The sequence below is a fragment of the Streptococcus nasisuis genome (genome assembly GCF_040836615.1).
In the GTDB taxonomy this organism is placed as follows: Bacteria; Bacillota; Bacilli; order Lactobacillales; family Streptococcaceae; genus Streptococcus; species Streptococcus suis_V.
The window spans coordinates 1,493,434-1,519,080 of record NZ_CP162268.1; the positions used below are offsets into that span (position 1 = coordinate 1,493,434).

At 43.3% G+C, this 25,647-nt stretch carries 26 protein-coding genes; 24 read left to right on the forward strand and 2 right to left on the reverse strand.

Features of this window, described 5'->3' with window-relative positions:
- Position 1 precedes the first annotated feature (1 nt).
- Positions 2–2,401 (forward strand): phenylalanine--tRNA ligase subunit beta, encoded by a 2,400-nt coding sequence (gene pheT / locus AB1F57_RS07555; RefSeq protein WP_367985564.1) that lies wholly within the window; start codon positions 2–4, stop codon positions 2,399–2,401.
- A gap of 57 nt (positions 2,402–2,458) precedes the next feature.
- On the forward strand, positions 2,459–2,725 hold the full coding sequence (locus AB1F57_RS07560) for a DUF2087 domain-containing protein (protein WP_105137800.1): 267 nt from the start codon (positions 2,459–2,461) through the stop codon (positions 2,723–2,725).
- Between the two features lie 22 nt (positions 2,726–2,747).
- On the opposite strand, the gene AB1F57_RS07565 is transcribed toward AB1F57_RS07560, so the two are convergent.
- The gene (locus AB1F57_RS07565; RefSeq protein ID WP_105137801.1) at positions 2,748–3,050 is read right to left on the reverse strand and encodes a hypothetical protein; all 303 of its coding nucleotides are present in this window, start codon (positions 3,048–3,050) and stop codon (positions 2,748–2,750) included.
- A 135-nt stretch (positions 3,051–3,185) separates the two neighbouring features.
- On the opposite strand from AB1F57_RS07565, the gene AB1F57_RS07570 reads away from it, so the two are divergent.
- The 16 genes from AB1F57_RS07570 to AB1F57_RS07645 all read left to right on the forward strand — a co-directional run bounded on the left by AB1F57_RS07570 (position 3,186) and on the right by AB1F57_RS07645 (position 20,221).
- Entirely contained in the window at positions 3,186–3,578 is a 393-nt protein-coding gene (locus tag AB1F57_RS07570) for a PaaI family thioesterase (RefSeq protein WP_105112007.1), read from the forward strand.
- 101 nt (positions 3,579–3,679) lie between these two features.
- Positions 3,680–5,047, forward strand: coding sequence for a H2O-forming NADH oxidase (gene nox, locus AB1F57_RS07575; RefSeq protein WP_367985565.1), 1,368 nt, complete (start codon positions 3,680–3,682; stop codon positions 5,045–5,047).
- A gap of 121 nt (positions 5,048–5,168) precedes the next feature.
- Positions 5,169–7,442, forward strand: a complete 2,274-nt coding sequence (gene pcrA, locus AB1F57_RS07580) for a DNA helicase PcrA (protein WP_367985566.1) — start codon at positions 5,169–5,171, stop codon at positions 7,440–7,442.
- A 382-nt stretch (positions 7,443–7,824) separates the two neighbouring features.
- Positions 7,825–7,986, forward strand: coding sequence for a hypothetical protein (locus AB1F57_RS07585; RefSeq protein WP_367986340.1), 162 nt, complete (start codon positions 7,825–7,827; stop codon positions 7,984–7,986).
- 22 nt (positions 7,987–8,008) lie between these two features.
- Positions 8,009–8,401 (forward strand): YbgA family protein, encoded by a 393-nt coding sequence (locus AB1F57_RS07590; protein ID WP_367986341.1) that lies wholly within the window; start codon positions 8,009–8,011, stop codon positions 8,399–8,401.
- A gap of 217 nt (positions 8,402–8,618) precedes the next feature.
- On the forward strand, positions 8,619–9,695 hold the full coding sequence (locus AB1F57_RS07595) for an aspartate-semialdehyde dehydrogenase (RefSeq protein WP_367985567.1): 1,077 nt from the start codon (positions 8,619–8,621) through the stop codon (positions 9,693–9,695).
- A gap of 24 nt (positions 9,696–9,719) precedes the next feature.
- Positions 9,720–9,992 (forward strand): hypothetical protein, encoded by a 273-nt coding sequence (locus tag AB1F57_RS07600; RefSeq protein WP_105137806.1) that lies wholly within the window; start codon positions 9,720–9,722, stop codon positions 9,990–9,992.
- Between the two features lie 61 nt (positions 9,993–10,053).
- Positions 10,054–10,989: a 4-hydroxy-tetrahydrodipicolinate synthase gene (gene dapA / locus AB1F57_RS07605; protein ID WP_367985568.1), complete on the forward strand. Its 936-nt coding sequence runs from the start codon at positions 10,054–10,056 to the stop codon at positions 10,987–10,989.
- Positions 10,990–11,351: 362 nt separating this feature from the next.
- Complete coding sequence (locus tag AB1F57_RS07610) at positions 11,352–12,680, forward strand: FAD-dependent oxidoreductase (RefSeq protein WP_367985569.1); 1,329 nt, start codon at positions 11,352–11,354, stop codon at positions 12,678–12,680.
- A gap of 11 nt (positions 12,681–12,691) precedes the next feature.
- A complete protein-coding gene (locus AB1F57_RS07615) occupies positions 12,692–14,161 on the forward strand; it encodes a helix-turn-helix domain-containing protein (protein ID WP_167785376.1) in 1,470 nt (489 codons plus the stop codon).
- Between the two features lie 180 nt (positions 14,162–14,341).
- The gene (gene glpK, locus AB1F57_RS07620; protein WP_367985570.1) at positions 14,342–15,853 is read left to right on the forward strand and encodes a glycerol kinase GlpK; all 1,512 of its coding nucleotides are present in this window, start codon (positions 14,342–14,344) and stop codon (positions 15,851–15,853) included.
- A 21-nt stretch (positions 15,854–15,874) separates the two neighbouring features.
- Entirely contained in the window at positions 15,875–17,704 is a 1,830-nt protein-coding gene (glpO, locus tag AB1F57_RS07625; protein WP_367985571.1) for a type 1 glycerol-3-phosphate oxidase, read from the forward strand.
- A 58-nt stretch (positions 17,705–17,762) separates the two neighbouring features.
- Positions 17,763–18,116, forward strand: coding sequence for a hypothetical protein (locus AB1F57_RS07630; protein WP_367985572.1), 354 nt, complete (start codon positions 17,763–17,765; stop codon positions 18,114–18,116).
- Positions 18,117–18,128: 12 nt separating this feature from the next.
- Positions 18,129–18,464, forward strand: coding sequence for a hypothetical protein (locus AB1F57_RS07635; RefSeq protein WP_174852999.1), 336 nt, complete (start codon positions 18,129–18,131; stop codon positions 18,462–18,464).
- 210 nt (positions 18,465–18,674) lie between these two features.
- The gene (locus AB1F57_RS07640) at positions 18,675–19,610 is read left to right on the forward strand and encodes a VOC family protein (protein WP_367985573.1); all 936 of its coding nucleotides are present in this window, start codon (positions 18,675–18,677) and stop codon (positions 19,608–19,610) included.
- Positions 19,611–19,633: 23 nt separating this feature from the next.
- Positions 19,634–20,221, forward strand: coding sequence for a hypothetical protein (locus AB1F57_RS07645; RefSeq protein ID WP_167785381.1), 588 nt, complete (start codon positions 19,634–19,636; stop codon positions 20,219–20,221).
- A 35-nt stretch (positions 20,222–20,256) separates the two neighbouring features.
- Here the strand turns inward: AB1F57_RS07645 and pepF are convergent, their stop codons facing one another.
- Entirely contained in the window at positions 20,257–22,047 is a 1,791-nt protein-coding gene (gene pepF / locus AB1F57_RS07650; protein ID WP_367985574.1) for an oligoendopeptidase F, read from the reverse strand.
- Between the two features lie 132 nt (positions 22,048–22,179).
- Here pepF and AB1F57_RS07655 point away from each other — a divergent pair, with 132 nt between their 5' ends.
- The 6 genes from AB1F57_RS07655 (at position 22,180) to AB1F57_RS07680 (ending at position 25,600) form a co-directional block, all read left to right on the forward strand.
- Positions 22,180–22,518 carry an ATP cone domain-containing protein gene (locus tag AB1F57_RS07655; RefSeq protein WP_105111991.1) on the forward strand — a complete coding sequence of 113 codons (339 nt, stop codon included), beginning with the start codon at positions 22,180–22,182 and terminating at the stop codon, positions 22,516–22,518.
- A gap of 324 nt (positions 22,519–22,842) precedes the next feature.
- Positions 22,843–23,838, forward strand: coding sequence for an acryloyl-CoA reductase (locus AB1F57_RS07660; protein WP_172059236.1), 996 nt, complete (start codon positions 22,843–22,845; stop codon positions 23,836–23,838).
- 148 nt (positions 23,839–23,986) lie between these two features.
- Complete coding sequence (locus tag AB1F57_RS07665; protein ID WP_167785384.1) at positions 23,987–24,187, forward strand: hypothetical protein; 201 nt, start codon at positions 23,987–23,989, stop codon at positions 24,185–24,187.
- Positions 24,172–24,522 carry a DUF2628 domain-containing protein gene (locus AB1F57_RS07670; protein ID WP_245169945.1) on the forward strand — a complete coding sequence of 117 codons (351 nt, stop codon included), beginning with the start codon at positions 24,172–24,174 and terminating at the stop codon, positions 24,520–24,522. Before AB1F57_RS07665 ends, AB1F57_RS07670 begins: the two co-directional genes overlap by 16 nt.
- Before the next feature lie 94 nt (positions 24,523–24,616).
- The gene (locus AB1F57_RS07675) at positions 24,617–25,072 is read left to right on the forward strand and encodes a hypothetical protein (RefSeq protein ID WP_167785385.1); all 456 of its coding nucleotides are present in this window, start codon (positions 24,617–24,619) and stop codon (positions 25,070–25,072) included.
- A 57-nt stretch (positions 25,073–25,129) separates the two neighbouring features.
- The gene (locus AB1F57_RS07680) at positions 25,130–25,600 is read left to right on the forward strand and encodes a hypothetical protein (RefSeq protein ID WP_367985575.1); all 471 of its coding nucleotides are present in this window, start codon (positions 25,130–25,132) and stop codon (positions 25,598–25,600) included.
- Positions 25,601–25,647 lie beyond the last annotated feature (47 nt).

The following is a 25,647-nucleotide window of genomic DNA, read 5'->3' on the forward strand; positions in this document are numbered from 1 at the left end:
TATGTTAGTAAGTTATAAATGGTTAAAAGAACTGGTTGACTTTGATGCGACAAGCCATGACTTGTCTGAAAAAATGTCAACAACAGGAATTGAAGTAGAAGGGGTTGAGCAAAAGAGTGCTGGCCTTTCTAAGTTGGTTGTCGGTCAGGTTGTGTCTGCTGAGCCAATTCCAGATACTCACCTCAATATTTGTCAGGTCAATGTGGGCGAAGAAATCACGCAAATCGTTTGCGGTGCTCCAAATGTGAAAGTTGGCATCAAGGTGATCGTTGCTCTGCCAGGAGCTCGTATTGCTGGCAACTACAAGATTAAGAAAGGCAAAATCCGCGGGGTTGAGTCCTTTGGGATGCTCTGCTCATTGAGCGAAATCGGCGTGTCCGACTCAGTTGTACCAAAAGTCTATGCGGACGGAATCTACCACCTGCCTGAAGATGCAGTCGTGGGTGAGCCAATCTTTTCATACCTGGACCTCGACGACGAGATTATCGAGCTGTCCATCACGCCAAACCGTGCTGACGCCCTCTCTATGCGTGGTGTGGCACACGAAGTTGCAGCCATTTACGACAGCAAGGTCAACTTCAAGCCTGTAGTTTTGGAAGAAAGCGACAAGAAGGCCAGCGATGTGATTGAAGTGGTCATTGAGTCAGACAAGGTGACTGCATACACTGCTCGTGTCATTGAAAATGTGACTATCGCACCAAGTCCACAGTGGTTGCAAAACCTGCTCATGAACGCAGGTATCCGACCGCTTAACAACGTGGTTGACATCACCAACTACATCTTGCTTTACTTTGGTCAGCCAATGCACGCCTTTGACTTTGATAAGTTTGATGGCAAGAAAATCGTGGCTCGTCAGGCAAAAGAGGGTGAGAACTTGGTAACTCTTGACGGCGAAGAACGTGACTTGATTACCGATGACATCGTCATTTCCGTTGCGGACAAGGCGGTTGCCCTCGGTGGTGTCATGGGTGGTGCCAACACAGAGATTGACGACAACTCTAAGACGGTTGTACTGGAAGCGGCTCTCTTTGACGGTAAGTCAATCCGCAAGACCTCAGGTCGTCTCAATCTTCGTTCTGAGTCTTCTTCTCGATTTGAAAAGGGCATCAACGTAGCGACCTTGACGGAAGCTATGAATACAGCGGCTGCTATGATTGCAGAGCTGGCTGGTGGTCAGGTCTTGTCTGGTATCGTTTCTGCGGGCAGCGTGGACACTTCGGATGTTCCAGTCACAGCAACCATTGATTACGTTAACCGCTCGCTCGGGACAAACCTCGATTATCCACAAATTGCAGATATTTTCCGTCGTTTAGGTATGGAAACAACTGGCGATGCAAGTCAGTTCACAGTAGCAGTACCTCGTCGTCGTTGGGACATTCGCATTCCAGCAGACTTGGTAGAAGAAATCGCTCGTATTTATGGTTACAATAATCTGCCGACCACTCTTCCGAAAGAGGACGGAACAGCAGGTGAGTTGACCCTGACCCAGAACATCCGTCGTCAAGTACGTAGTCTGGCAGAAGGTGCAGGCCTGACAGAAATTATTTCTTACGCTCTGACAACACCTGACAAGGCTGTGGAGTTTGCGGCTCGTCCAACCACTGTGACCGAACTCATGTGGCCGATGACCGTTGACCGCTCTGCCCTTCGTCAGAACATGGTGTCTGGTATGCTGGAAACAGTAGCCTATAACGTGGCTCGTAAGAATAAGAATTTGGCCCTTTACGAAATCGGTAAAATCTTTGAACAGTCTGGCAATCCAAAAGAGGACCTGCCACAAGAAATCAATAAGTTTGCCCTTGTCTTGACTGGTTTGGTAGCTGAGAAAGACTTCCAGACACCAGCTGTACCAGTTGATTTCTTCCATGCCAAAGGGATTTTGGAAGCTATCTTTGGTCATTACAAGTTGGCTATTGGCTTTGTAGCCACAAGTGAGATTGCTGCCTTGCACCCAGGCCGTACAGCTGAAATCCATTTGAGTGGGGCTGTGATCGGCTTTGTCGGACAGGTACATCCTCAAACGGCTAAGGACTACGGTATTCCTGAAACCTATGTGGCTGAAATCAATCTGGATGCGATTGAAGAAGCCCTCCAGCCTGCTCTGCCATTTACCGAAATCTCTAAATTCCCAGCGGTTAGCCGTGACATTGCTCTCTTGTTGGATACAACAGTGAAGCACCAAGATGTGCTGGATGCTATCGCTGCAGCTGGTGTCAAACGCTTGACCAAGGTGACTCTCTTTGATGTCTATGCTGGCAGCAATATTGTCGCTGGTAAGAAGTCGATGGCCTACAATTTGACCTTCCAAAATCCGACAGACAGCCTGACGGATGAAGAAGTGGCGAAGTACATGGAGAAAATCAGTAAGGCTTTGGTTGAGCTTGGTGCTGAAATTCGATAATATATAAATCTTGTGAAATCCTAGTCTGCGGACTCGGATTTTTAGTAAGGAGAGAATATGGACACGCATCAAATCCAGGAAAAATTTTTCCGGCATGGTCGCCTAACCATCATCCCTAAAAAATTAAACAGCAAGCAGGTCTTATTTGCCTACTTGCGTGATAAACTAGGTGAAAGAGGTCAGGTTTTTACTGAAAAAGAAGTCAATGCTTTCTTGGCAGAAATCTACGATGATTTTGCCATTTTGCGGCGATATTTGGTGGATTATGGCTACCTGACACGCGATGACTATGGCCGTGAGTATAAGATAGCAGAAGAGAGGTGACCAAAATCACCTCCCTTATCTTTTATAAAATAAATGGTTCAATTTTCAAGTCTACTTGCTCACCGTATTTAGCCAGCAAATCTTCTGCCAAGGGGTGATAGAGTTCCCTCAGTTGCTCAATCTTATCTGGAAATTGTTTGCCGATGTAGTCAAATTTACATTCTACAGTGTGAAAGAGTTGGTGGAAGAGCTCGTTGATGGCATGAAGTCTAGCAATCATCTCCTCATCCCCTTCCAGCCATTCAGGGATTTCGACGCGGTTGTCGACAAAACCATCAATCAACTTTACAGGGAAGGACCCGTATTCTAAGACAAATTCGTACATAGTTGTTCTCCTTGAGTTTTCCATATTTTAGCACAATCCTCACAAAATGGGTAGAAAGTTGATTGTTGATATAGTAAGTATTTGCAAGAAAGAATATTTTCCCGTAAAATGGAGAAAAAAATACGAGGAGTAAACATGGATAAATATCATATTCCACCGGTTTTGGTGTTTGAAAATTATGAGTTGGTTGAGGTCTCAAATGGTCGAGTGGTCATTGAGACAAGAGTAGTTGAGTCTTCCTTGAATATTTATGGTATGACCCACGGAGGTTATCTGTTTACCTTTTGTGATAATGTTGCTGGACTGGCTGTTTTCTCTCAGGGATACAAGTGTGTGACCCTCCAGTCCAATGTTCATTTTACAAGGGCGGGCCATCTGGGAGACAAGTTGACTATCACGGCAGAAATTGTTCACGATGGTCGTTCAACCAAGTTGGTAGAAGCAGTTGTTACCAATGAAAAAGGTCAAAAATTAGTCAGAGCTAGCTTCACCATGTTTGTGACGGGAACCTTTGAAGAAGAATCTTAAAATTTTTGTGATTTTATGAGCATTATTTTTGAAATCGATAACAGTCATGTGTATAATGGATAATGTAAAAAAATATATTTTTGAAAGTGAGATTTTCCATTATGTCTAAAATCGTCGTTGTGGGTACAAACCACGCTGGTACTGCATGTATCAAAACAATGTTGTCAAACTACGGTGCTGAAAATGAAATCGTAACATTTGACCAAAACTCAAACATTTCTTTCTTGGGTTGTGGTATGGCACTTTGGATCGGTGAACAAATCGATGGTCCAGAAGGTCTTTTCTACTCTGATAAAGAGCAATTGGAAAGCATGGGCGCAACTGTTCACATGCAATCACCAGTTGTAGACATTGACTTCGAGAAAAAAGAAGTGACTGCAATTGTTGACGGTAAAGAACACGTAGAATCATACGAAAAATTGATTCTTGCGACTGGTTCACAACCAATCATCCCACCAATCAAAGGTGTGGAAATCAAAGAAGGTTCAACTGACTTTGAAGCAACTCTTGAAAACCTTCAATTTGTTAAATTGTACCAAAACGCTGAAGACGTAATCAACAAGCTTGAAAAGCCAGACATCAACCGCGTAGCTGTTGTTGGTGGTGGTTACATCGGTGTTGAGCTTGCAGAAAGCTTCAAACGTAAAGGTAAAGAAGTTGTTCTTGTTGATATCGCTCCAACAGTTATGGGTGCATACTATGACCGCGACTTTACTGAAATGATGAACAAAAATCTTGAAGAAAACGGTGTGAAATTAGCTCTTGGTCAAGCTGTTCAAGCTGTTGAAGGTGACGGTAAAGTTGAGCGTCTTGTGACTGATAAAGAAACATTTGACGTTGACATGGTTATCATGTGTGTAGGCTTCCGTCCTAACACAGGTCTTGCTAAAGGTCAATTGGAAACCTTCCGTAACGGTGCATGGATCGTTGACAAGAAACAAGAAACAAGCATGAAAGACGTTTATGCAATCGGTGACTGTGCAACTATCTATGACAACGCTCGTCAAGATACAAGCTATATCGCTTTGGCATCAAACGCTGTTCGTACAGGTATCGTAGCTGCTCACAACGCAACTGGCCATGAGTTGGAAGGAGTTGGTGTTCAAGGTTCAAACGGTATCTCAATCTTTGGTCTCAACATGGTGTCAACTGGTTTGACAGAAGAACGAGCGAAAGATGCTGGTTTCAACGCAGCAGTAGCGTCATTCACAGACCTTCAAAAACCTGAATTTATCAAACATGACAACCACGAAGTAGCAATCAAGATTGTCTTTGACAAAGATACACGTGTAGTTCTTGGTTGCCAAATGGTATCACGCGAAGATATGTCAATGGGTATCCACATGTTCTCACTTGCTATCATGAAACAAGTGACAATCGAAGAGTTGGCATTGATGGATCTCTTCTTCTTGCCACACTTCAACAAGCCATACAACTACATAACAATGGCAGCACTTGGTGCGGAATAAGCTTAATTGATAAAATAAGGTCCAGAGTTTTCTCTGGGCTTTTTTACTGGTCTGACATTTCGTAAATGAAGTATATTTTGGTATAATGGAGAGTAATTACATTTTGAGAAAGTATGAGAATATGAACCCTTTATTAAATGGAATGAACGATAGACAGGCGGAGGCTGTTCAGACAACGGAAGGTCCGCTCTTAATTATGGCAGGTGCGGGCTCAGGCAAGACTCGTGTTCTAACCCACCGCATTGCTTATCTGATTGATGAAAAAATGGTTAATCCTTGGAATATTTTGGCCATTACCTTTACCAATAAGGCTGCGCGGGAGATGAAGGAGCGGGCCTATGCGCTCAATCCTGCTACACAAGACTGTTTGATTGCCACTTTCCACTCCATGTGTGTACGGATTTTGCGTCGGGATGCGGATCACATTGGCTATAACCGTAACTTTACCATCGTAGATCCGGGTGAGCAACGCACGCTGATGAAACGGATTTTAAAAGCTCTAAATCTGGACCCGAAAAAGTGGAGTGAGCGGACCATTTTGGCAACCATTTCCAATGCCAAGAATGATTTGATTGATGATGTGGCTTATGAGGCGCAGGCAGGCGATCTCTATACGCAGATTGTTGCCAAATGCTACAAGGCTTATCAGAAAGAACTCCGTCAGTCAGAGGCAGTCGATTTTGATGACCTAATCATGTTGACGCTCCGCCTATTTGACAAAAATCCTGACGTCCTGACCTACTACCAGCAGAAATTTCAATATATCCATGTCGATGAGTACCAAGATACCAACCACGCCCAGTATCAGCTGGTCAAACTCTTAGCGTCACGCTTTAAGAATATCTGTGTGGTCGGTGATGCGGACCAGTCCATCTATGGCTGGCGTGGGGCGGATATGCAAAATATCTTGGATTTTGAGAAGGATTATCCAGAAAGCAAGGTGGTTTTGCTGGAGGAAAATTACCGCTCGACCAAGACAGTCCTTCAGGCAGCCAATGAGGTTATTGAGAACAATCGTAACCGCCGTCCGAAGAAGTTGTGGACGCAAAATGTTCAGGGAGATTTGATTACCTACTATCGTGCGCGTGATGAGGGCGATGAGGCGATTTATGTTGCCAGTCAAATTGACCAACACCATCGTGAAGGCAAGCCTTATAAGGACTTCGCCGTTCTTTACCGGACCAATGCCCAGTCTCGTACCATTGAGGAGGCCCTGCTCAAGGCCAATATTCCTTACACTATGGTGGGCGGGACCAAGTTCTATAGCCGTAAGGAAATCCGTGATGTGATTTCCTATCTGAATATTATTGCCAACCCTGCGGACAATATTTCTTACGAGCGCATTGTCAATGAACCCAAACGCGGAGTAGGACCTGGCACAGTCGATAAGATTAGGGACTTTGCGACGACGCATGCCATGTCCCTGCTTGAAGCATCACAGGATATTATGCTGTCTGGTGTCAAGGGTAAGGCTGCTCAAGCCGTTTTTGACCTTGCAACCCTGCTATACAATCTCCGCAATCGACTGGATGAGATGACAGTGACCGAATTGGCTGAGGCGGTCTTAGATAAGACTGGCTACCTCAATGCCTTGGCTGTACAAGGAACGATTGAGGCCAATGCCCGCATTGAAAATATTCAGGAATTTCTTTCGGTGACCAAAAATTTCGATGAAAAAGAGGTAGAGGAAGAAGAGACAGGGCTGGATAGGCTCAGCCGATTCTTGCTGGATTTGGCCCTGATCGCTGATACAGACGACGGCGACAAGGAATCGTCGGAAGTCACGCTCATGACCCTTCATGCGGCCAAGGGCTTGGAATTTCCAGTGGTTTTTCTCATTGGTATGGAGGAAAATGTCTTTCCTCTCAGTCGTGCAGCGGAAGAAGAAGCTGAGTTAGAAGAAGAGCGCCGTCTGGCTTACGTTGGCATCACCCGTGCCGAGCATATTCTTTATTTGACCAATGCCAATTCCCGCCTCTTGTTCGGTCGGAGCAATTACAACCAGCCTAGTCGTTTTATTCGTGAGATTTCAAGTGATCTCTTGGATTATCAAGGTCTGGCCCGTCCTGCTAATACCAGCTTTAAGGCTTCTTATGTCAATGGCAAAGCGACCCAGTTTGGACAAGGGATGAGTTTGCAGCAGGCTCTCCAAAGTCGTAAGTCCTCTGTTCAACCCAACCGCACACTTGGTGGGGAATTACCATTTGGTCAGACATCCGCTAATACGGCGACCAACTGGTCAGTTGGAGACATTGCTGTCCATCGAAAATGGGGTCGCGGTACTGTACTTGAAGTTTCAGGATCGGGCAGCAACCAAGAACTCAAAATCAACTTTCCAGAAATGGGCCTCAAAAAAGTTTTGGCCAGCCTAGCTCCGATTAGCAAGGAGGACTAGTGTGGAGCCAACTATTTGTTTGGATTGTACTAGCTATTACCATAGTTTTATTAAGTCTATCCCTCATTCTCATCTATGTATTTTACTACCTTAGCAAGCGGAAAAAAGAACTTTGTACTGCAAAGGTGACAGGCTGTGTTGAAGACTACTCATTCATGTCCTACAATGGCATTAGCCTGCCTGTTGTGGGTTACTGGGTGAGACAAAGCTATTATTGGGCTGTTGGTCCACATTTCCAATCCTATCGGTACGTCACGGTTTCAACACTCTTATCATGCTTGGTAACGGGACAGCATTATAATTTGCTAGATAGAAAACATTTACCAGATTCTTTAATTATTTATCGAAATAAGAATAGTCTGTTCAGTCTAACGCTTTTTCCATTGGTTCTAGCGTCGATGTTTACTACAATCCACTTAAGCCAAAGCAGGCCTACGTCCATCGACATATTACGATTTTGTCCAAAAGTTTAGTGTATTTGCTGATAGGATTGCATTGTTTATATATGGTGGTCTGTTTGGGTCTGTGGCTGGCGCTGGTCTAGGTTTGACAAATAGGAAGAGGTGATAAAGGTGACAAATCTCAAGTACTTTCAGAAGAGATGGGCAAGAGAGAAATATCTGGTCATGGCTCACTCTCAGCATCACTATAATGCCTTGCGTCAGCTTTTTAAGGGAAATGTTTGGTCAGTTGACAAAGAACTTGAATTTGAACGTTTGCTAGCGGAGGCTTTAGCTCACAATCCTAGTATAAAAACTTTGCGCACTGCCTATCAGCATATTTGGGGTTATTTTAAAAAGTGTGCAAGTGATGAAGAAAGGGAACGCTTCAAGGAATTGGACCTTTTTCTGGAGAGCCATGCCCAGGAAATGCACGAGTTTTTGAAGTGTATGACTGACAAGTACCGGCCGCCCTACCTGCTCCAGAGTCGGATAATGCAAGTGGACAAAATACAATAAGGCAGTTATGACTTGTTTTGGGTCATTTCTTTCTTTTTTGAATGGTGATAAGCACAAGTCGAAATCGTATGACAATTTACTCAGTCTAGTGTGAAATTTTCAGCAGATTGATTGTAAATTTAGCACATTCCAGCTTTTCATTCAGGAAATTTGTGGTATAATTATTAAATACTAAATTTTTAGAAAATTTTGAAGAATCGACATAAAGGAGATATCTATGTCTTATGTAGTAGCTGTTGTTGGTGCCACTGGTGCAGTTGGTGCTCAAATGATTAAAATGTTGGAAGAATCCACTTTGCCAATCAAGCAGGTCCGTTTCTTGGCGTCTGCCCGCTCAGCAGGCAAGACCTTGGCTTTCAAGGGGCAGGATATTGTCATCGAAGAAACGACGGAAACAGCATTCGAAGGTGTAGATATTGCCCTTTTCTCAGCTGGTGGTTCTACATCTGCCAAGTACGCTCCTTATGCGGTAAAAGCAGGAGCTGTTGTCGTAGACAATACTTCGTATTTCCGTCAAAACCCAGATGTTCCCTTGGTTGTTCCTGAGGTAAATGCTCACGCGCTTGATGCCCACAATGGTATCATTGCTTGCCCTAACTGTTCAACAATTCAGATGATGGTTGCTTTGGATCCTGTTCGTCAGAAATGGGGCTTGGAGCGGATTATCGTATCCACTTATCAGGCAGTTTCTGGTGCTGGTATGGGAGCTATCTTGGAAACGCAAGCTCAGCTTCGTTCTGTCTTGAATGACGGTGTAGAACCAAAAGCGGTAGAAGCAAACATTCTTCCTTCTGGTGGAGATAAGAAACACTACCCAATCGGCTTTAACGCGATTCCACAAATCGACCTCTTCACTGAAAATGATTATACTTATGAAGAGATGAAGATGACAAAAGAGACTAAGAAAATCATGGAAGATGACAGCATTGCTGTTTCTGCAACCTGTGTCCGCATTCCAGTCTTGTCAGCTCACTCTGAGTCTGTTTATATTGAAACTAAAGAAATTGCACCGATTGATGAAGTGAAGGCAGCTATCGCAGCCTTCCCAGGGGCTGTTTTAGAAGACGATGTGGCTAATCAAATTTATCCGCAGGCAATTAACGCCGTTGGTAGCCGTGATACCTTTGTAGGTCGTATCCGTAAGGACTTGGATAAGGAAAATGGTATTCATATGTGGGTTGTTTCTGATAACTTGCTCAAGGGTGCGGCTTGGAACTCTGTTCAAATCGCTGAAACTCTCCATGAACGTGGTCTTGTTCGTCCAACCGCAGAATTGAAATTTGAGTTGAAATAAGGACTAGGTTTAGGAGATTGAAAAATGAATGATAACATTGCTAAGAAAATGGGGCAACGCCCAAAGGTGCAAATTTTCTTCAGTACCGTTTTGGGTCTTGTAGTTGCCGTCTATGGATTCATTATCAGGCAAGATTTGTTAGTTTGGGAAGAAACAGGTGGAGAAAAACTCCTCCCACGCTTTATTTACTGGATTTATTCTTTAGTGGGTGCTACTGGAGTCGCTCTCGTATTCCTAGCAGTGAGTATGATTTTCTTTGTCAATAGCTATCGTATTTTCAAAAAATTAAAAGCTTAGATGTTAAGGGCTTGGCTTTTGATGATTTGATTGTGGCATTCAGTTGTAGAAAGGTTGAGATATGTCTATTCAAGATTTACGTGATGTAAAAATTATTACGGCTATGATTACGCCCTTTAAAGAAGATGGAGCTATTAACTATGATGTGTTGCCAGAATTAGTCGAACATTTATTGGCTCATCATACGGAAGGAATTTTGTTGGCAGGAACAACTGCCGAAAGTCCAACCCTTACACACGCGGAAGAATTAGAATTGTTTGCGGCGGTACAAAAGATTGTTAATGGTCGTGTGCCATTGATTGCTGGTATAGGTACCAATGATACCCGTGATTCAATTGAGTTTGCCAAAGAAGTAGCTGCTTTTGGTGGTTTTGCGGCAGGTCTTGCCATCGTGCCTTATTACAACAAGCCTTCTCAAGAAGGTATGTACCAGCACTTCAAGGCTATTGCGGATGCCTCTGATTTGCCAATTATTATCTACAATATTCCAGGTCGTGTTGTGGTTGAAATGACACCTGAAACCATGTTGCGTTTGGCAGAGCATCCAAATATAATTGGGGTCAAAGAGTGTACCAGTCTTGCAAACATGGCTTACTTGATTGAGAATAAGCCAGAGGATTTCTTAATTTATACTGGTGAAGATGGCGATGCCTTCCATGCCATGAACTTGGGAGCAGACGGTGTTATCTCAGTCGCTTCCCATACAAACGGTGATGAAATGTATGAAATGTTCACAGCCGTTGAACAACAAGATATCCGAACTGCTGCAGCCATTCAACGCAAGTTTATACCGAAAGTTAATGCTCTATTCTCCTATCCTAGTCCTGCACCAGTCAAGGCAGTTCTCAATTACATGGGATTTGAAGTTGGGCCACTCCGCTTGCCATTGGTACCATGTCCAGAAGAAGACGCCAAACGCATTATCAAAGTCGTAGTGGACGGCGACTACGAAGCTACCAAAGCCACAGTAACAGGGGTTGTACGACCGGATTATTAAAACAGTCTACGGATAGACTGTTTTAACGCGAGCCAAGAAACAAGAGAGCGAGCAATGTCCGGGGGAGTGAAACAGTTCGGGGGATACGAATAGTTCGGTGGACTATTCGTACCTGAGCCTGCAAACCAAAAAGCGAAGTATATAAGCTGGTCACCAAGAAATACGAAAGTGACCACAGAAGACCCGAGCCTAGAAACTCAAATGTGAGGACATCCAGGGCTTCAGCTGCCATTTTCGGCGTTTTATATAAATTTATTCAAGCACATCATAAAATAGGTGTGCTTTTTTGTTTGGATGTGTAAACCTTTTCAATAAGAATTCGCCTTGTCAATGCTATAATGGAGAAGAAGGGAGGAAGCGGGATGAATATTTTGATCATTGGTGCTTCATTTGCTGGTTTGACAGCTGCAATGGAATGCCAGAAACGCTATCCACAAGCGACGATTTATTTGATTGATAAGGAAGAAAGTATTGGTTATTTTCCCAATGCACTCAATTGGAAAGTAAAAGGAGAAATTTCAAGCTGGGAAGAAGCAAGGGTTGGCTATTTTGAGGGGCTAGAGCAGTCGGCTGTTCATTTCTTACTTGGATGGGAATGTATTTCCATAGAAGCCACATCTAAAAAAATAAGGCTAAAAAAAGAAGAAAGCTTGCAGGAATTATCCTACGACTATCTCATTTTAGCCATGGGAGCTCAACAAGTTTGGGAACATCAGTCGGTTGATCTATCAGAAAAAATTTTGACAACTAAATCCCTTGGCCAAGCCAAAAAGAGCTTAGAAAAGCTTGGAGAGGCTGGAAGAGTAACAGTGATAGGAGCTGGTCAAATTGGTCTTGAAAGTCTAGAGGCTCTCAGTCGTTTACCGATTCAAATCAGGTTAATAGAATCACAAGAATGGCCCCTAGCCAAGTATTTCGATCAAGACATGGTCGATTTTATCTGGGAAGAGTTTGACAGAATCGACCTCGACTATCATTTTTCGGAAACGGTTAATGAAGTTTACTTGGATGAGATAGGCCAAGTCCAGTTAAACAGTTTGCAGGGAACCTATCTGTCCGACTTTGTTCTTTTGGGTACCAATTTTAGGCCCCATTCAGATTTGGTGGAAGGATTAGTAGACCTGCACACAGATGGTAGTATTCTGGTGGATGATTATCTTGAAACCAGTCAATCTGGAATTTTTGCGGTAGGGGATTTAATTCGGATGCCTGTTACCATGTTTGGGAAGGCCTACCTGCCCATGATCAATCACGCTATGTTGACAGGACGTCTGGTTGCTGAAAATCTTCTGGCTAAGAAGAAGCGCTTAAAGCCTGTTCAACGCATTGTTTCCACCCATGTGTTTGGCTATAATCTGACTAGCGTAGGTCTGACGGAAAGGGAAGCAAACCTGTGGTTGGACACAGACACTATTCGTATCCGGCAACCATTCAGCCAGTGGGATGAAAAAGAAATAGACTTCAAAATGGTGGTCAGTCGAGAGGATGGACGTATTCTTGGTGGTCAATTGGTATCTTCCTCTGACCACATGGCACAGATGAATGTATTGGCACTAGCTATTTCAAAAAATATGACAGTTGAGGACTTGTTACAAGAATCCTGGCTTTGTTTGCCTGGTAGAACCGACCTGCAACCATTCATTATGGAAGCAGCCAATCAATATTTCTGGCAAAAATCTGATCAAGAATAGGTGGTGATTGTGTGCATATTCTAGATTTATTAGAAAAACGTGAGCGCGCTATTTACCAGCTCTTTCTTCTCTTGCGTAAGTCCCTGTCACCTATTGGAATAAAGGAAGTTGCCCAGGAGCTCCATCTGTCCAAATCTACCTTGTTACGCTATATAGAAAGTTTCTCTGAAGAGGTTAAAGAGGAGCAGTTTGGTCTTGTCTTTCAGATTAAAGAAGAGGAAGTTGTCTTACAGCGCGGAGCTAATTTATCCAGACAAGACCTGTTTGCCTATCTCTTTAGAACCAGTATCAAGTACCAGATTTTACTTTATGTTTTTGATAAAAATGAATGCTCTATTCCCATGTTGGCTCAAGAATTATTGTTGAGTGAAGCTACTTTGAACAGACATCTTTCGACATTAAACAAAGCCCTGAAAGAGTTTCAGGTGAGCATACGGAACGGTCGTTTGCGGGGTAGTGAGTTGCAAATTCGCTATTTTTATTATCAATTATTCTGGCTGACCAGGCCTTTCAAAGAATTAGAACAAGATTGGGTCTTTAGGGAGCAACTTGCTCATCTGCCGATTTTTGAACGCTTTTATCAATCCCAGTTTAATCCTCGACAGGCCCATCAGTTGGCTCTCTGGTTGATGATTGTCCAGAAAAGAATGCGATTGAAAGATTTGGATTTCCAGGCAGTTTATCAGTTAATGGCCCCCTATGAGCAGCATAAATTTTACCGTCACCTACGTCAGCTCTTTTTGACATTACGCCAGCAAGCATCGGCTTCCTTTCAAGAGGGTGATACCATGTCGGTTTTTGCATTCTTGTTTAGTCAAGGGATAGTGGCAGCCCATCAATTAGAACAGGTCTTGGGATTCGGTGGACCCATTATGGAAGCAACTAGTTGGGCCTTTCAACGTGTAAAAATTCTCTTGAAGACAGATTTGACAGTGGAAGAAGGTGAACTATATCATCTCAATCAGGTTTTTAGTCAGCTCTATTTTTTCACTTCCTGTATCGATAGTGGCTTTGATGAATTGGCTAGCTATGATTCTTTCATGCAAGAGGCTGCTTCTGGTATCCTGCACCATGTATCTAAGGAGATTTTTGGGAGAAAGAATGGGATAGCTTCCTGTCTTTTGCTATCCTTGACACAATTATTTTCTTATTTTATGCAGGTGGAGCCAACCACGATAAAAATTGGATGGGCATCTAGTTATCCATCTGTCATTAGCTCTCCCATTTTATATGTCTTATGTCAGTCCTTAGAACGCAATCGGTCAATTCAAATCGAGCCTGTCCAATCAGACCAATCCTATGATCTGGTTATTTGCCATGATTATCCTTGGAAGCAAGATCCATCTTATCATATCTATGGATTGCCAACTGCTCAGGAGTTGAAGGATGTAAAGGGCCTTATTCAGACCATTCATCAGAGCAAGTTAGAGCAGTCTAAACGGTTGGTCGAACGGAAGCAGTTTCGAATTGAACGGCGGTGAAAAGCTTTCTGGTTATCTAGGAAGTTTTTCTTTTGCTCTAAAAGAAGACAACTTTATCAATTTTTTTTGAAATAGTAAAAAAATTGATAAGATTATTTTCGAAAAATAGATTACAATAAAATCACAAGGAAGTCGGAAACGCTTTCAAAAATGATATTAAATCTACAAGGAGGACAGGAAATGTCTGCAGAAAAATACATTATGGCCATCGACCAGGGTACAACAAGCTCACGCGCCATCATCTTTAACAAAAAAGGTGAAAAAGTTGGTAGCTACCAAAAAGAATTTACTCAAATTTTCCCTAAACCAGGTTGGGTAGAACACAATGCCAATGAGATTTGGAATTCTGTCCAGTCTGTTATTGCAGGTTCCTTTATTGAAAGTGGTGTTCGTCCAGACCAGATCGAAGGGATTGGTATCACCAACCAACGTGAAACAACAGTGGTTTGGGACAAGGAAACAGGACTTCCAATTTACAATGCCATTGTCTGGCAATCACGTCAGACAGCTCACATTGCAGAACAGTTGAAACAAGATGGTTACGCTGACCTTTTCCATAAGAAAACAGGCTTGGTCATTGATGCATACTTCTCAGCTACAAAAGTTCGTTGGATTTTGGACCAAGTTCCTGGAGCTCAAGAACGTGCAGAAAAAGGTGAAATCCTCTTTGGAACTATTGATACTTGGTTGGTTTGGAAATTGACCAATGGTAAGTGCCATGTAACGGACTACTCTAACGCGGCTCGTACTATGCTTTACAATATCAAGGAACTCAAGTGGGATGATGAAATCCTTGAACTCCTCAATATTCCAAAAGCTATGTTGCCAGAAGTTCGTTCCAACTCAGAAGTTTATGGTACCACAGCTCCATTCCATTTCTACGGGGCAGAAGTTCCAATCTCAGGTATGGCAGGTGACCAACAAGCAGCCCTCTTTGGACAGTTGGCCTTTGAACCAGGTATGGTGAAAAATACCTATGGAACAGGTTCCTTCATCGTTATGAATACGGGTGAGGAAATGCAGCTATCTGAGAATAGCCTCTTGACCACTATCGGTTATGGTATCAACGGAAAAGTATACTATGCACTCGAAGGGTCAATCTTTATCGCTGGATCAGCTGTGCAATGGCTTCGTGACGGAATGCGAATGGTCAAAGAGTCACCTGAATCGGAAGAGTTGGCTCGCAAATCAACTAGCAATGATGAGGTCTATGTTGTACCAGCCTTTACAGGTTTGGGAGCTCCTTATTGGAATTCAGATGCGCGTGGTTCAGTCTTTGGCTTGACGCGTGGAACAACCAAAGAAGATTTTGTGAAAGCGACTCTTCAATCTATTGCCTATCAAGTACGCGATGTTATTGACACCATGCAGATTGACTCAGGTATTGACATTTCTGTCTTGAAAGTAGACGGTGGTGCTGCCATGAACAGCCTTCTCATGCAATTCCAGGCAGATATCCTTGGTATCGAGATTGCCCGTGCTAAAAACTTGGAAACAACTGCACTTGGCGCAGCCTTCCTAGCAGGTCTTGCAGTAGGTTTCTGGAAAGACTTGGATGAATTGAAGGAATTGAATGCAGTTGGACAATCCTTCCAGCCAGCTATGAACGAGGCCCGCAAAGAACAGCTCTATAAAGGCTGGAAAAAAGCAGTTGCTGCAACGCAATTATTTGCACAAATGGATGAAGAGTAAAAAGTTAGAAAGTGTGAAAACATGGAATTTTCAAAAGAAACACGTCGCTTAGCGATTGAAAAAATGCAAGACAGACAGTTGGATCTCTTGATTATTGGTGGTGGTATTACGGGGGCGGGTGTTGCCCTCCAAGCCGCTGCTAGTGGTATGGAAACTGGATTGATTGAAATGCAGGACTTTGCCGAAGGGACATCCAGTCGTTCAACCAAGTTGGTTCACGGTGGGCTTCGTTACCTCAAACAGTTTGATGTAGAAGTAGTATCCGATACAGTTTCAGAACGTGCAGTAGTGCAAAATATTGCACCTCATATTCCCAAACCAGACCCAATGTTGCTTCCAGTTTATGATGAAGAAGGATCTACCTTTAGCCTCTTCCGATTGAAAGTGGCTATGGATCTCTATGATCTCTTGGCTGGTGTCAATAATACAGACCTTGCCAATAAGGTGTTGACAAGAGAAGAAGTACTGGAACGTGCCCCACATTTGAAAAAAGAAGGCTTGCTTGGTGGAGGTGTTTATCTTGACTTCCGTAACAATGATGCTCGTCTGGTAATTGAAAACATCAAACGTGCAGCCAAAGACGGTGCCTTGATTGCCAGCCGTGTCAAAGCTGAGAAATTCATCAAGGATGAGACTGGAAAAGTTGTTGGTATCGTCGCTCGTGACTTACTGACAGACAGCACATTTGAAATCCGTGCACGATTGGTTATCAATACAACCGGACCTTGGAGTGACGAAGTGCGTAATCTGGGTGGCGAAGGCTCAGGTGTTCTCCAGATGCGTCCAACCAAGGGTGTGCACCTTGTTGTAGATAGCTCTCGCTTGTCTGTTCCACAACCAACCTACTTTGATACAGGTCACGCAGATGGTCGCATGGTCTTTGTCCTTCCGCGTGAGAACAAAACCTATTTTGGTACGACAGATACGGACTATACAGGCGATTTGGCAAACCCAACAGTCACTCAAGAAGATGTCGATTATCTATTGGATATTGTTAACAATCGTTTCCCAGAAGCAAACTTGACCTTGGATGATATTGAAAGTGGCTGGGCAGGTCTTCGTCCACTCTTGTCAGGAAATGGTGCTTCTGACTACAACGGTGGAAATAATGGTAAGCTTAGTGATGATAGCTTTAATAGCTTAATTGAAACAGTCAAAGGTTATTTGAACAATGAAAAGACTCGTGATGATGTGGAACACGATTTGACTCATCTGGAAGGTAGCGTTTCTGAAAAACACTTGGATCCGTCTGCTGTATCGCGTGGTTCTGCCCTTGATCGTGATGACAATGGTTTGCTCACACTTGCAGGTGGTAAAATTACCGATTTCCGTAAGATGGCAGAAGGTGCTTTAGAAAAAGTAGCAGATATCCTCAAAGAAGAGCATGGTCGGAGCTTTAAACTCATCAATTCTAAGACCTATCCTGTATCTGGTGGTGAATTGAACCCAGCTAATGTAGCAGAAGAAATCGAACACTTGGCACAATTAGGTGTGAAAAAAGGTTTGGACTACGATGATGCCCTCTATTTAGCTAACTTGTACGGTTCAAATGCGCCAAAAGTATTTGCCTTGAACCATAAAGTAGAGGCTGTGTCTAACCTTAATCAACGGGATTTACTGTCTCTGCATTATGCCATGCGGGAAGAAATGACGCTGACGCCAGTAGACTACCTGCTCCGCCGGACCAACTACATGCTCTTCATGCGAGAACAATTAGACGCGGTAGCACCTGAAATTATCAAAGAAATGGCTGCTTATTACGATTGGTCAGAAGAAGAGGCTGCTGGTCAAGAAGCTCTGCTTATGGAAACTCTAAATAAAAACGATTTGACCTATCTGAAGAAGGTGTAATACAATTTATGAAAAGGCTTACCAAGCTGAACAATAGAAAAGAACCCAAGGAGGCTTTATGAAATTTTTACGTTCTACCATCGGCTATATGATTGCCGGTATGATTGTTATGAGTGTCTGGGGGGCATTTGCGGATGCCTACGGCATTATTGGAGGCTACTTTGCTGCCTTTATTATCATCGGTCCAATGTGGTTTATGAACCATTATCTGGGGCTGATCAAACACGATGATGACTCAGCTTTTGTCGATATGGGGCTGGGAATCGGTCTGTGTGGTATTTTCCGTGATGCCTTTATAAATGGATTTGATACTGTGGTTGAATCACTTCCGACCATCCTCTTGGTTGTCATCGGCGCAACCATAGCTGGACTGGTTGCAGCCAAGATTGAAGAAGATATGGAAAAAGATTAAGGAGGGTATTACATGACAGTTCAACAAGCAATTGCTACTTTAGTTGGTGCGTTTCTCTTCCCCTTCATCATTCGGATGGCCTGGGGACAGATGGTTGAAAAATTTGGTCCGATTGGTGGTTGGATCGCTGCGGCAATGATTGTCGGGACGGCCTGGACCATTAACCACGGTGTGGGGCTTATCACCCAATCGGGTTCTGCCTGGGTTGATATGGGACTTGCTGCGGGTATCGGTGTATTTGTCGCATCAATTGCGCGTGGTGGTAAGGCTGGCAAAGCCAAAACCAATCTCCTAGCAGCCCTGGTTGGAGGAATTTTAGGCGGTCTAATCCTATCATTTATCCTTTAAAAGCAAAGTTTCAAGTCGGGATGAAATGTCCCGACTTTTTATGATAGTGAATGAACCCCAGCAAGTCCTAGGCTTAACCAAGTGTAGAGTCTTTTCAAAGTGAATGATGCTTGTCGTGACAATATGATCTTTCAAGAATGTAAGCAAAATGTTTTACATTATCACTAATTATTGATAAAATAATACCAAATCAGAAACGAGGTAGTTTACATGAACAATACAGGTATTCATCACATTTCGACTTTGGTGGGCAACATCCACCAGGCTTATCATTTTTATCACTATATTCTTGGCTTGAAGTTGACCCTGAAGACAGTGAATCAGGATGATTCGTCCATGTATCACCTCTTTTTCGGGGATGAAGATGGCCGGTTCGGTACAGAATTCACGATTTTTGATATGCCAAACTTCCAGATGGAACGCAAGGGAACCAATCGCCTAGAAAGAACGATTTTTCTAGTCAAGGATAAGGCAGCTCTGGAGTTCTGGGCACAACGTTTGACGGATTTTGAGGTCGAACATGGTGGAGTAGAAGTGATGGGAGACAGACATATCCTCAATTTCCAAGATGAGGATGGTCAAGATTTGGCCTTGACCTATCATGATACTATTGGTCCTATGTATCCAATGGAGACTGCCGAGATTCCTGAATCGGTTGCGATTTTAGGAATTGCTGGGATTCAGATGCGGGTGCGGGAGGAGAAAGCCCTGCTGGACATGCTGACAGAGATATTTGGTTTTGAAGAGGAAAGTCGTTTTAATTATCAGGGACAGCAGGTCATTTCGCTCAAATTCGACAATGATTTCCAGCATCGCGTGCAGATTATCGTCGATCAGGTTTCAAAAATCTCCGTCATTGGGGTTGGTGCCATTCACCACGTAGCCTTTGGTGTCTTGGATACATTAGATTTAGAGGATATGGTTCATACACTTGACCTGCTCAACCGTCCGCACTCAGGCATTATCAATCGGGACTTTATGCACTCCCTCTATTTCCGCGCGCCGAACTACCTTATGTTTGAAGTGGCGACAATGGAAGGTCAGCACGAGGCCAAGAAAGCTGAGCAACATGATAAACTCGATGATGTTGAACTCTTCTTGCAACCTTCTTTGAGGAGAACCGGGCTGAGATTGAAGAAGTTCTGAGAAATCGTTATTAGGAGACAGTCATGAACTATCATTTTGTGGAGGGGACTGCGCCCTGTCTCCTGGTCTTTTTTCACGGAACAGGTGGCGATGAGCAGTCCATGCTCTTTCTGAGGGAAAAATTGGATCCTGAAGCAGCTGTACTATCTTTTCGGGGCAATGTTGGTCAAGGGAAATCCCGTCGCTTTTTTGCTCCGCTGGTTGACGGGCAACTGGATTTGCTTGATTTTGAGCAACGTTTGACCGATTTTATAGACCAGTGGCCACAAATTGCAGTAGCAGATTACCAGCAAATTATCTTTGTCGGCTTTTCAAACGGGGCTAATTTTATAGCAGGGCTCCTGACCAAGCGGGCTGATTTGGCTGACTGCTATCTCTTGCTCCATCCATCAGCTCTTGATTTTTCAGTGCCTTTGGAAAATAGCAGAGCGGACATTCTTGTGACGGCTGGCTTGCAGGACCAGTTGGTTGACCCAGTCGCAGTTCAAGAACTCTACCAAAATTGGCAGGAAACTGCCTTTCCCAAACTTCAATTAGCCATTTTTGACCAGGGCCACTTTTTAACGACTGATGAAATTGACCGCATCATCAACTGGTATCAGACAAAATAAAGACCTGAACTCTTGTGTTCAAGTCTTTTTTGCTATTAGACCAATGTTTCCAACTTGTCGACCAAGGAACCAACGTAAGCGATTGTTTCTTTAAGTGGTTGGTCTGTTGATACATCAACGCCTGCGTGTTTAGCCAGGTCTTGGGCAGAAAGACTTGCACCGAGTGACAAGGTTTCCAACCATTTTTCAACAACTTCTTCAGGATTTTCTTCCAATTGCTTAGCCATAGCCGTACCGATGGTCAAACCAGCTGAGTAAGTATATGGATAGAGGCCAATGTAGTAGTGAGGCTGGCGCATCCAGATAAGACCAGCATCGTCGCCGATTTCAAAGTCCTCACCCCAGAATTCTTTGATGACATCCAGCTTGATTTGGCAGAGAATGTCGCCGTTGAGGTATTCGTCATTGTCCAGACGAGTGTAAACCTCACGTTGGAAGGCTGCCTCAAGCAGGTGAGTGACCATGTTGTGGAAGTAAGTACGACTGATTAACTCGCTAATCAGGTAAGCCTGGAAACCAGGGTCTTGGTTGTTTTTCAAGAGAGTATTACAAGTCAAAACTTCGTTTGCAGTTGATGGTGCCTCGATAAAATAGAGCGATGGGTCATAGCTGAGAATGCTTTGTTTCTTAGCCAATTGGAAATGCCCTGCATGCCCCAGTTCGTGAGCTAATACCAGGACTTCATTCATGAGACCAGTCCAAGAAAGCAGGATATAAGACGGTCCGTCATAGAGAGTCGCACAGAAACCACCAGTCGCCTTGCCCTCATTTTGCGCAAAGTCAATCCAGCGCTCATCGAAGGAACGTTCAATCATCTTGACATAATCGTCGCCAAGGATGCCCAAACAGTCAATCAAGAATTGTTTAGACTCTTCTGGCGTAATGCGTTGGTTAAATTCGGACGGTAGGCTGATTTTCAGGTCGGCGTGGGTAATTTTCTCCAAGCCATGAGCCTTAGCAACCAGCTTGACATAGCGACGCATGTGCGGTGCTAATTCTTTCATGATGACATCAATCTGACGGTCGAAGAGGTCGCGGGAAACATTTTGGCGGTGGAGAAGGTAGTCAATGGTCGTGTCAAAACCGCGGAGGCGCGCCTCAATCTGCTCATTTTTAATGTGTGATAGATAGGTTGCAGCTGTTGTGTTCTTGTATTTTTTCAAGGTATTGTAGAAACCAGCAGCGGAATTACGACGAATTTCCGTGTCGTGGCTGATTTCGTAGTCATTTTCAAACAAAACATAGCTGTTTCCGTAGGTTTGGCCATTTGCTTCAAAGCTGTCAAAGGTCATATCCTCAAACTTGGTAACCCCGTAGTTGTTGTAGGGTTGGCCAAAGGTTGGTGCAAAATTGGCCAAGAGTTCTTCTTGAAGAGGGTGGAGTTGGTGAGGTTTTTGGCGAATAATTGCCTCGAAAAACGCCTTCCATTGTGGCTGTTCAGCAATCAAGTCGTTCAAGACTGCCTCGTCAAGTAAGCCCAGTTCGGTGTCCAGGAAGGACAATTTTGGAATGGCAAAGGCACGCACTAATTCATATTCATTGGCGAGGCTGGCCAATTCTGTATTCATCTTGTCGACTTCAAGTGGCAAGAAAGCATAGTGGTCCAGCTTGCTGAGGAGGATAGACAGGTCTTCGTATTCTTTCAGTGCAGCGACAATACTTGCTTTTTCGGTCAATTGACCTTTATAGGTTTTCTCAAATTTCTCAACTTGTTCCTTGTAGCTAGCAAGGGCATCCTTGTAGGCCTGGTTGTCTGGGAAAATTAGGTTGGTATCCCAGGTGAGTTGCACGTCAATTTCATGGCGTTTTGGCATTGCTTGTGACATAGAATTCTCCTTTATTTTCAGAATTTTAAGTATATTATATCATAGAATGAAAATTATAACTTGACAAAACCGTGAAAAACCTAGATAATAGAAGTATGAAAGGGTTTACTGAAAACCAGAAAGGAGCTTAATATGCAAGTCATTAAACGTAGTGGGGAGATTGTTGAATTTGACCCAGAAAAGATTTATCAAGCCATTTTAAAGGCTGCGCAGACAGTTTATGTGATTGATGATACCTGGCGGAAAAACCTTGCCCAGGTGACTAAGAAGGTCGTACTTGACTTGGAAGAGGCTCATACAGAACGCCCAACCATCAGCATGGTACAATCCCAGGTGGAGCACCGTTTGCTGGATGCCGGCTATATCTCAATCGCAGAACATTATATTTCTTATCGCCTGCAGCGTGATTTGGAACGCAATGGCTACGCGGATAAGATTGTCGTTCATCTGCGATTTGAGCAAGTACGTTAAAAGTAGTTATAGTTTATAGCTATAGGTTCATATAAATAAAAACTATTGGTAATTTATGACATAATAGGCTAGAATAAATGAAATCCATCCTTTTTGATAATCTGGATTTTATAACTAGTCATTCCCTAAGTTCGTGCCTTAGGGATTTTTTATTTCCTCTTATCTTTTTTGAAAATCCAGCCTAAAATTTTATTTTTAAATCGGTTTTAGCTGGACGAATTCTCCAAAATATTTTATTATAATAATAGATAGAAAACTGAGAGGAGGTAAGGTAGAGAGGTTGGGAAGCTGACTCTATCCTATATCAAAATCGGAGGTTATCAAATGAATAGAGAATTTAAGGCTATGGTTGTTGAGCAAGTAGGCGACGAGATTGTATTTGCTCCAAAAACTATTACAGTGGATGATTTGCATGAAGGTCAAGTCCTTATCAAAGTTGCCTACAGTTCGGTCAACTACAAGGACATGCTGGCTGTGCAGAAAAATTCCGGTGTCATCCGGAATTATCCCATGATTCCAGGTATAGACTTGGCTGGTACTGTAGTTTCTTCGGAGACAGATGAATTTACTCTTGGTCAGGAAGTGCTGGTGACCGGCTATGAAATGGGCATGTCCCATACAGGCGGATTCTCTGAATATGCCCGCGTTCCCAAAGATTGGGTTGTGCCATTGCCAGAAGGGTTGACAATGAAAGATGCCATGATCCTTGGCACGGCGGGACTCACAGCTGGTTTGTCTGTCCTGGCGCTTGAGAAGGCTGGGATGACAGTGGACAAGCAACCACAGATTCTCGTGACAGGCGCTAGTGGTGGCGTAGGCTCGGTTGGGCTTGCTATTCTCAAATCTCAGGGCTATGAGCACATTAGCGCTCTGACCCGAAAGGACAATCAGGATGAGCTGGTTTGCCGGCTGGGTGCTAGCAAGATTATCAAGCCAGAGCAAGTCTTTATCAAGGAGAATCCACTCCTGCTCAAAGGGATTTACAATTATGTGCTGGACACAGTAGGTGGTGATGTGGTCGCTCATCTGATTCCACAGATTGACTATGACGGTGCTGTTTCGCTTTGTGGAAATGCCGGAGGTGTCAAGATGATGACCAATGTTCTGCCATTTATTCTCCGTGGTGTACAGGCTTTGGGAATTGATTCTGTCCAAATTAGCCATGAAAAACGGACAGCAGTCTGGGAAAAATTCGCCAAGGAATGGAAGATTGTAGACCAGCTGGCCTATGATGAAATCAGCTTGGAAGAACTGCCTGAGACCATGACTCTTTTGAAAGAAGGGCGGCATTTGGGTAGAACCATTGTCAAAATTGGATAAACTGGACTGCTGAGATTTGATGAACAATAAAATCTATCAGTGGCGGAAGTCTGTTGCACACCAAAGCACCTACAAACGATAAGATAATTTTGAATAGTATGAAACGGCCAGGGATTACTTTAGTCGTTTCTTTGGTATAATGATAAGTATGAATCTGATTGTGACAACGAGTTTGGGGATGGATAGTCAGCTAGTTTCTCTTGCAGAGTCCATTGCCAAAGAACTACCTGCTATTTATCTGCCGCGTAATAAGCAAGCCCCTCTCGGTTTTTCTTGGACAACCTTCTTCTTCACAATGATAAGTATGAGTCTGATTGTGACAACGAGTTTGGGATGGATAGTCAGCTAGTTTCTCTTGCAGAGTCCATTGCCAAAGAACTACCTGCTATTCATCTGCCGCGTAATAAGCAAGCTCCTCTCGGTTTTTCTTGGACAACCTTCTTCTTCACGATGTGGGTAGCTGTTTTCCGCCAGGACTGGAAGTGGGCAGGTATTATGTTTGCAGCCAATGCCCTTATCGGTACCTTGGCTAACCAGTTTGACCTAGGTTACTTGGTCTTTGCGATCAATATCGTTATGGGATTTCTCTATAACAAATTACACCTTAAAGAACTACTTGCAAAAGGTTGGAAACCGGCGACTGACTCAGATGCAGAGCTCATTCGTACCAAAGGTCAAATCTAATAGACAAAAGATGACTTCGCAAGAGGTCGTCTTTTTGATATAATAGATTGGTAATTATAACTAGTAGGATCGGCAAGGTAAATAAGGGAATAAAATGAAAATAGAAAAAATGACAGTAGAAGAGTTTTTACAACTGAAGAAGGATGCTCAGGTTTCCTTGATTCTACTGATTATTTTTGGACTTGTCTTGTTTTCAAGCATGTTTTATATTACAGCGATTGGTGCAAGAACACAAATGTACAATTCTATAGGGATTACAGTGTTTTTATCTGTGGCCATGACAGCTTTTAGACCCTATTTTTTACCCAAAAATATCTTAGAGAAAAAACAACCTGAGCTAAAACAGTATTCGACACAGGGCTACTCAGTTTCTAGTGACTTTCTAAAAAGGGTTTTTCTAGTTTATTCGGTTGCGATTATTGTGGTTGTTTTCGGTTTTGCCTCTGCCTACGCAACTCGGGTTGAGACCATCCTTCCCGATGATACCTTACCAAGTCTGGAACAAAAGTCAATTATCGAGCAAGAGCTTGATAACATCAGTGATGAGTAAAATTGTTTGAGCTGGTTATTTGATCAGAAAACTTTTAGCTAGTAAGGGAGATTTAAAATGTCTGAAAAACAAAACAAAGCCTTGACACTAGAGGAATATCTGCAATTTCGTAATGAATCGAGGCTTGCGACGATATTATTTGGAATTTACACTATTTTATTTGCAACTGGTGGGTTTTATTTGGTTTCACAAGGTGGTCGTGCTTATCTATATACCTCGATAGGAATGACTATTTACCTGGCATTGGGAATGAGAGTGTTTATTCCACCTTTCCATAAAAAAGCCTATCTTGAGTTGGCACAGCCAGAATTAAAGACCTACCCATCTCAAAAAGGTTTGATCTCCTCTTGTTTTATCTTTAGCCAATTAGGAGCTTACGGACTAGGCTGTATTGTTCTCATAGTTTTACTGAGCCAATCCTTATCTGCGATTCAACCGAAGGTGGAGATGATTGATTTACCGAGTATAGAAACCTCAACAACTGAATCAAGTACTACCCCTCCAAGCTTGAAGATTGATAATGAATAAGGTGATATTCACTTTCAAATAAGGTAAGAAGTGAAGATATGCCCCAC

Excerpts from the sequence above, each read along its gene's own strand:
- glpK (WP_367985570.1), top strand. The coding sequence starts at position 14,342 with ATGTCTGCAGAAAAATACATTATGGCCATCGACCAGGGTACAACAAGC.
- pheT (WP_367985564.1), top strand. The coding sequence starts at position 2 with ATGTTAGTAAGTTATAAATGGTTAAAAGAACTGGTTGACTTTGATGCG.
- AB1F57_RS07675 (WP_167785385.1), top strand. The coding sequence starts at position 24,617 with ATGAAAATAGAAAAAATGACAGTAGAAGAGTTTTTACAACTGAAGAAG.
- AB1F57_RS07660 (WP_172059236.1), top strand. The coding sequence starts at position 22,843 with ATGAATAGAGAATTTAAGGCTATGGTTGTTGAGCAAGTAGGCGACGAG.
- AB1F57_RS07560 (WP_105137800.1), top strand. The coding sequence starts at position 2,459 with ATGGACACGCATCAAATCCAGGAAAAATTTTTCCGGCATGGTCGCCTA.
- glpO (WP_367985571.1), top strand. The coding sequence starts at position 15,875 with ATGGAATTTTCAAAAGAAACACGTCGCTTAGCGATTGAAAAAATGCAA.
- pcrA (WP_367985566.1), top strand. The coding sequence starts at position 5,169 with ATGAACCCTTTATTAAATGGAATGAACGATAGACAGGCGGAGGCTGTT.
- AB1F57_RS07635 (WP_174852999.1), top strand. The coding sequence starts at position 18,129 with ATGACAGTTCAACAAGCAATTGCTACTTTAGTTGGTGCGTTTCTCTTC.
- AB1F57_RS07595 (WP_367985567.1), top strand. The coding sequence starts at position 8,619 with ATGTCTTATGTAGTAGCTGTTGTTGGTGCCACTGGTGCAGTTGGTGCT.
- AB1F57_RS07570 (WP_105112007.1), top strand. The coding sequence starts at position 3,186 with ATGGATAAATATCATATTCCACCGGTTTTGGTGTTTGAAAATTATGAG.
- AB1F57_RS07665 (WP_167785384.1), top strand. The coding sequence starts at position 23,987 with ATGAATCTGATTGTGACAACGAGTTTGGGGATGGATAGTCAGCTAGTT.
- AB1F57_RS07640 (WP_367985573.1), top strand. The coding sequence starts at position 18,675 with ATGAACAATACAGGTATTCATCACATTTCGACTTTGGTGGGCAACATC.
- AB1F57_RS07655 (WP_105111991.1), top strand. The coding sequence starts at position 22,180 with ATGCAAGTCATTAAACGTAGTGGGGAGATTGTTGAATTTGACCCAGAA.
- AB1F57_RS07565 (WP_105137801.1), bottom strand. The coding sequence starts at position 3,050 with ATGTACGAATTTGTCTTAGAATACGGGTCCTTCCCTGTAAAGTTGATT.
- AB1F57_RS07645 (WP_167785381.1), top strand. The coding sequence starts at position 19,634 with ATGAACTATCATTTTGTGGAGGGGACTGCGCCCTGTCTCCTGGTCTTT.
- AB1F57_RS07600 (WP_105137806.1), top strand. The coding sequence starts at position 9,720 with ATGAATGATAACATTGCTAAGAAAATGGGGCAACGCCCAAAGGTGCAA.
- AB1F57_RS07680 (WP_367985575.1), top strand. The coding sequence starts at position 25,130 with ATGTCTGAAAAACAAAACAAAGCCTTGACACTAGAGGAATATCTGCAA.
- AB1F57_RS07610 (WP_367985569.1), top strand. The coding sequence starts at position 11,352 with ATGAATATTTTGATCATTGGTGCTTCATTTGCTGGTTTGACAGCTGCA.
- pepF (WP_367985574.1), bottom strand. The coding sequence starts at position 22,047 with ATGTCACAAGCAATGCCAAAACGCCATGAAATTGACGTGCAACTCACC.
- dapA (WP_367985568.1), top strand. The coding sequence starts at position 10,054 with ATGTCTATTCAAGATTTACGTGATGTAAAAATTATTACGGCTATGATT.
- nox (WP_367985565.1), top strand. The coding sequence starts at position 3,680 with ATGTCTAAAATCGTCGTTGTGGGTACAAACCACGCTGGTACTGCATGT.
- AB1F57_RS07630 (WP_367985572.1), top strand. The coding sequence starts at position 17,763 with ATGAAATTTTTACGTTCTACCATCGGCTATATGATTGCCGGTATGATT.
- AB1F57_RS07670 (WP_245169945.1), top strand. The coding sequence starts at position 24,172 with ATGGATAGTCAGCTAGTTTCTCTTGCAGAGTCCATTGCCAAAGAACTA.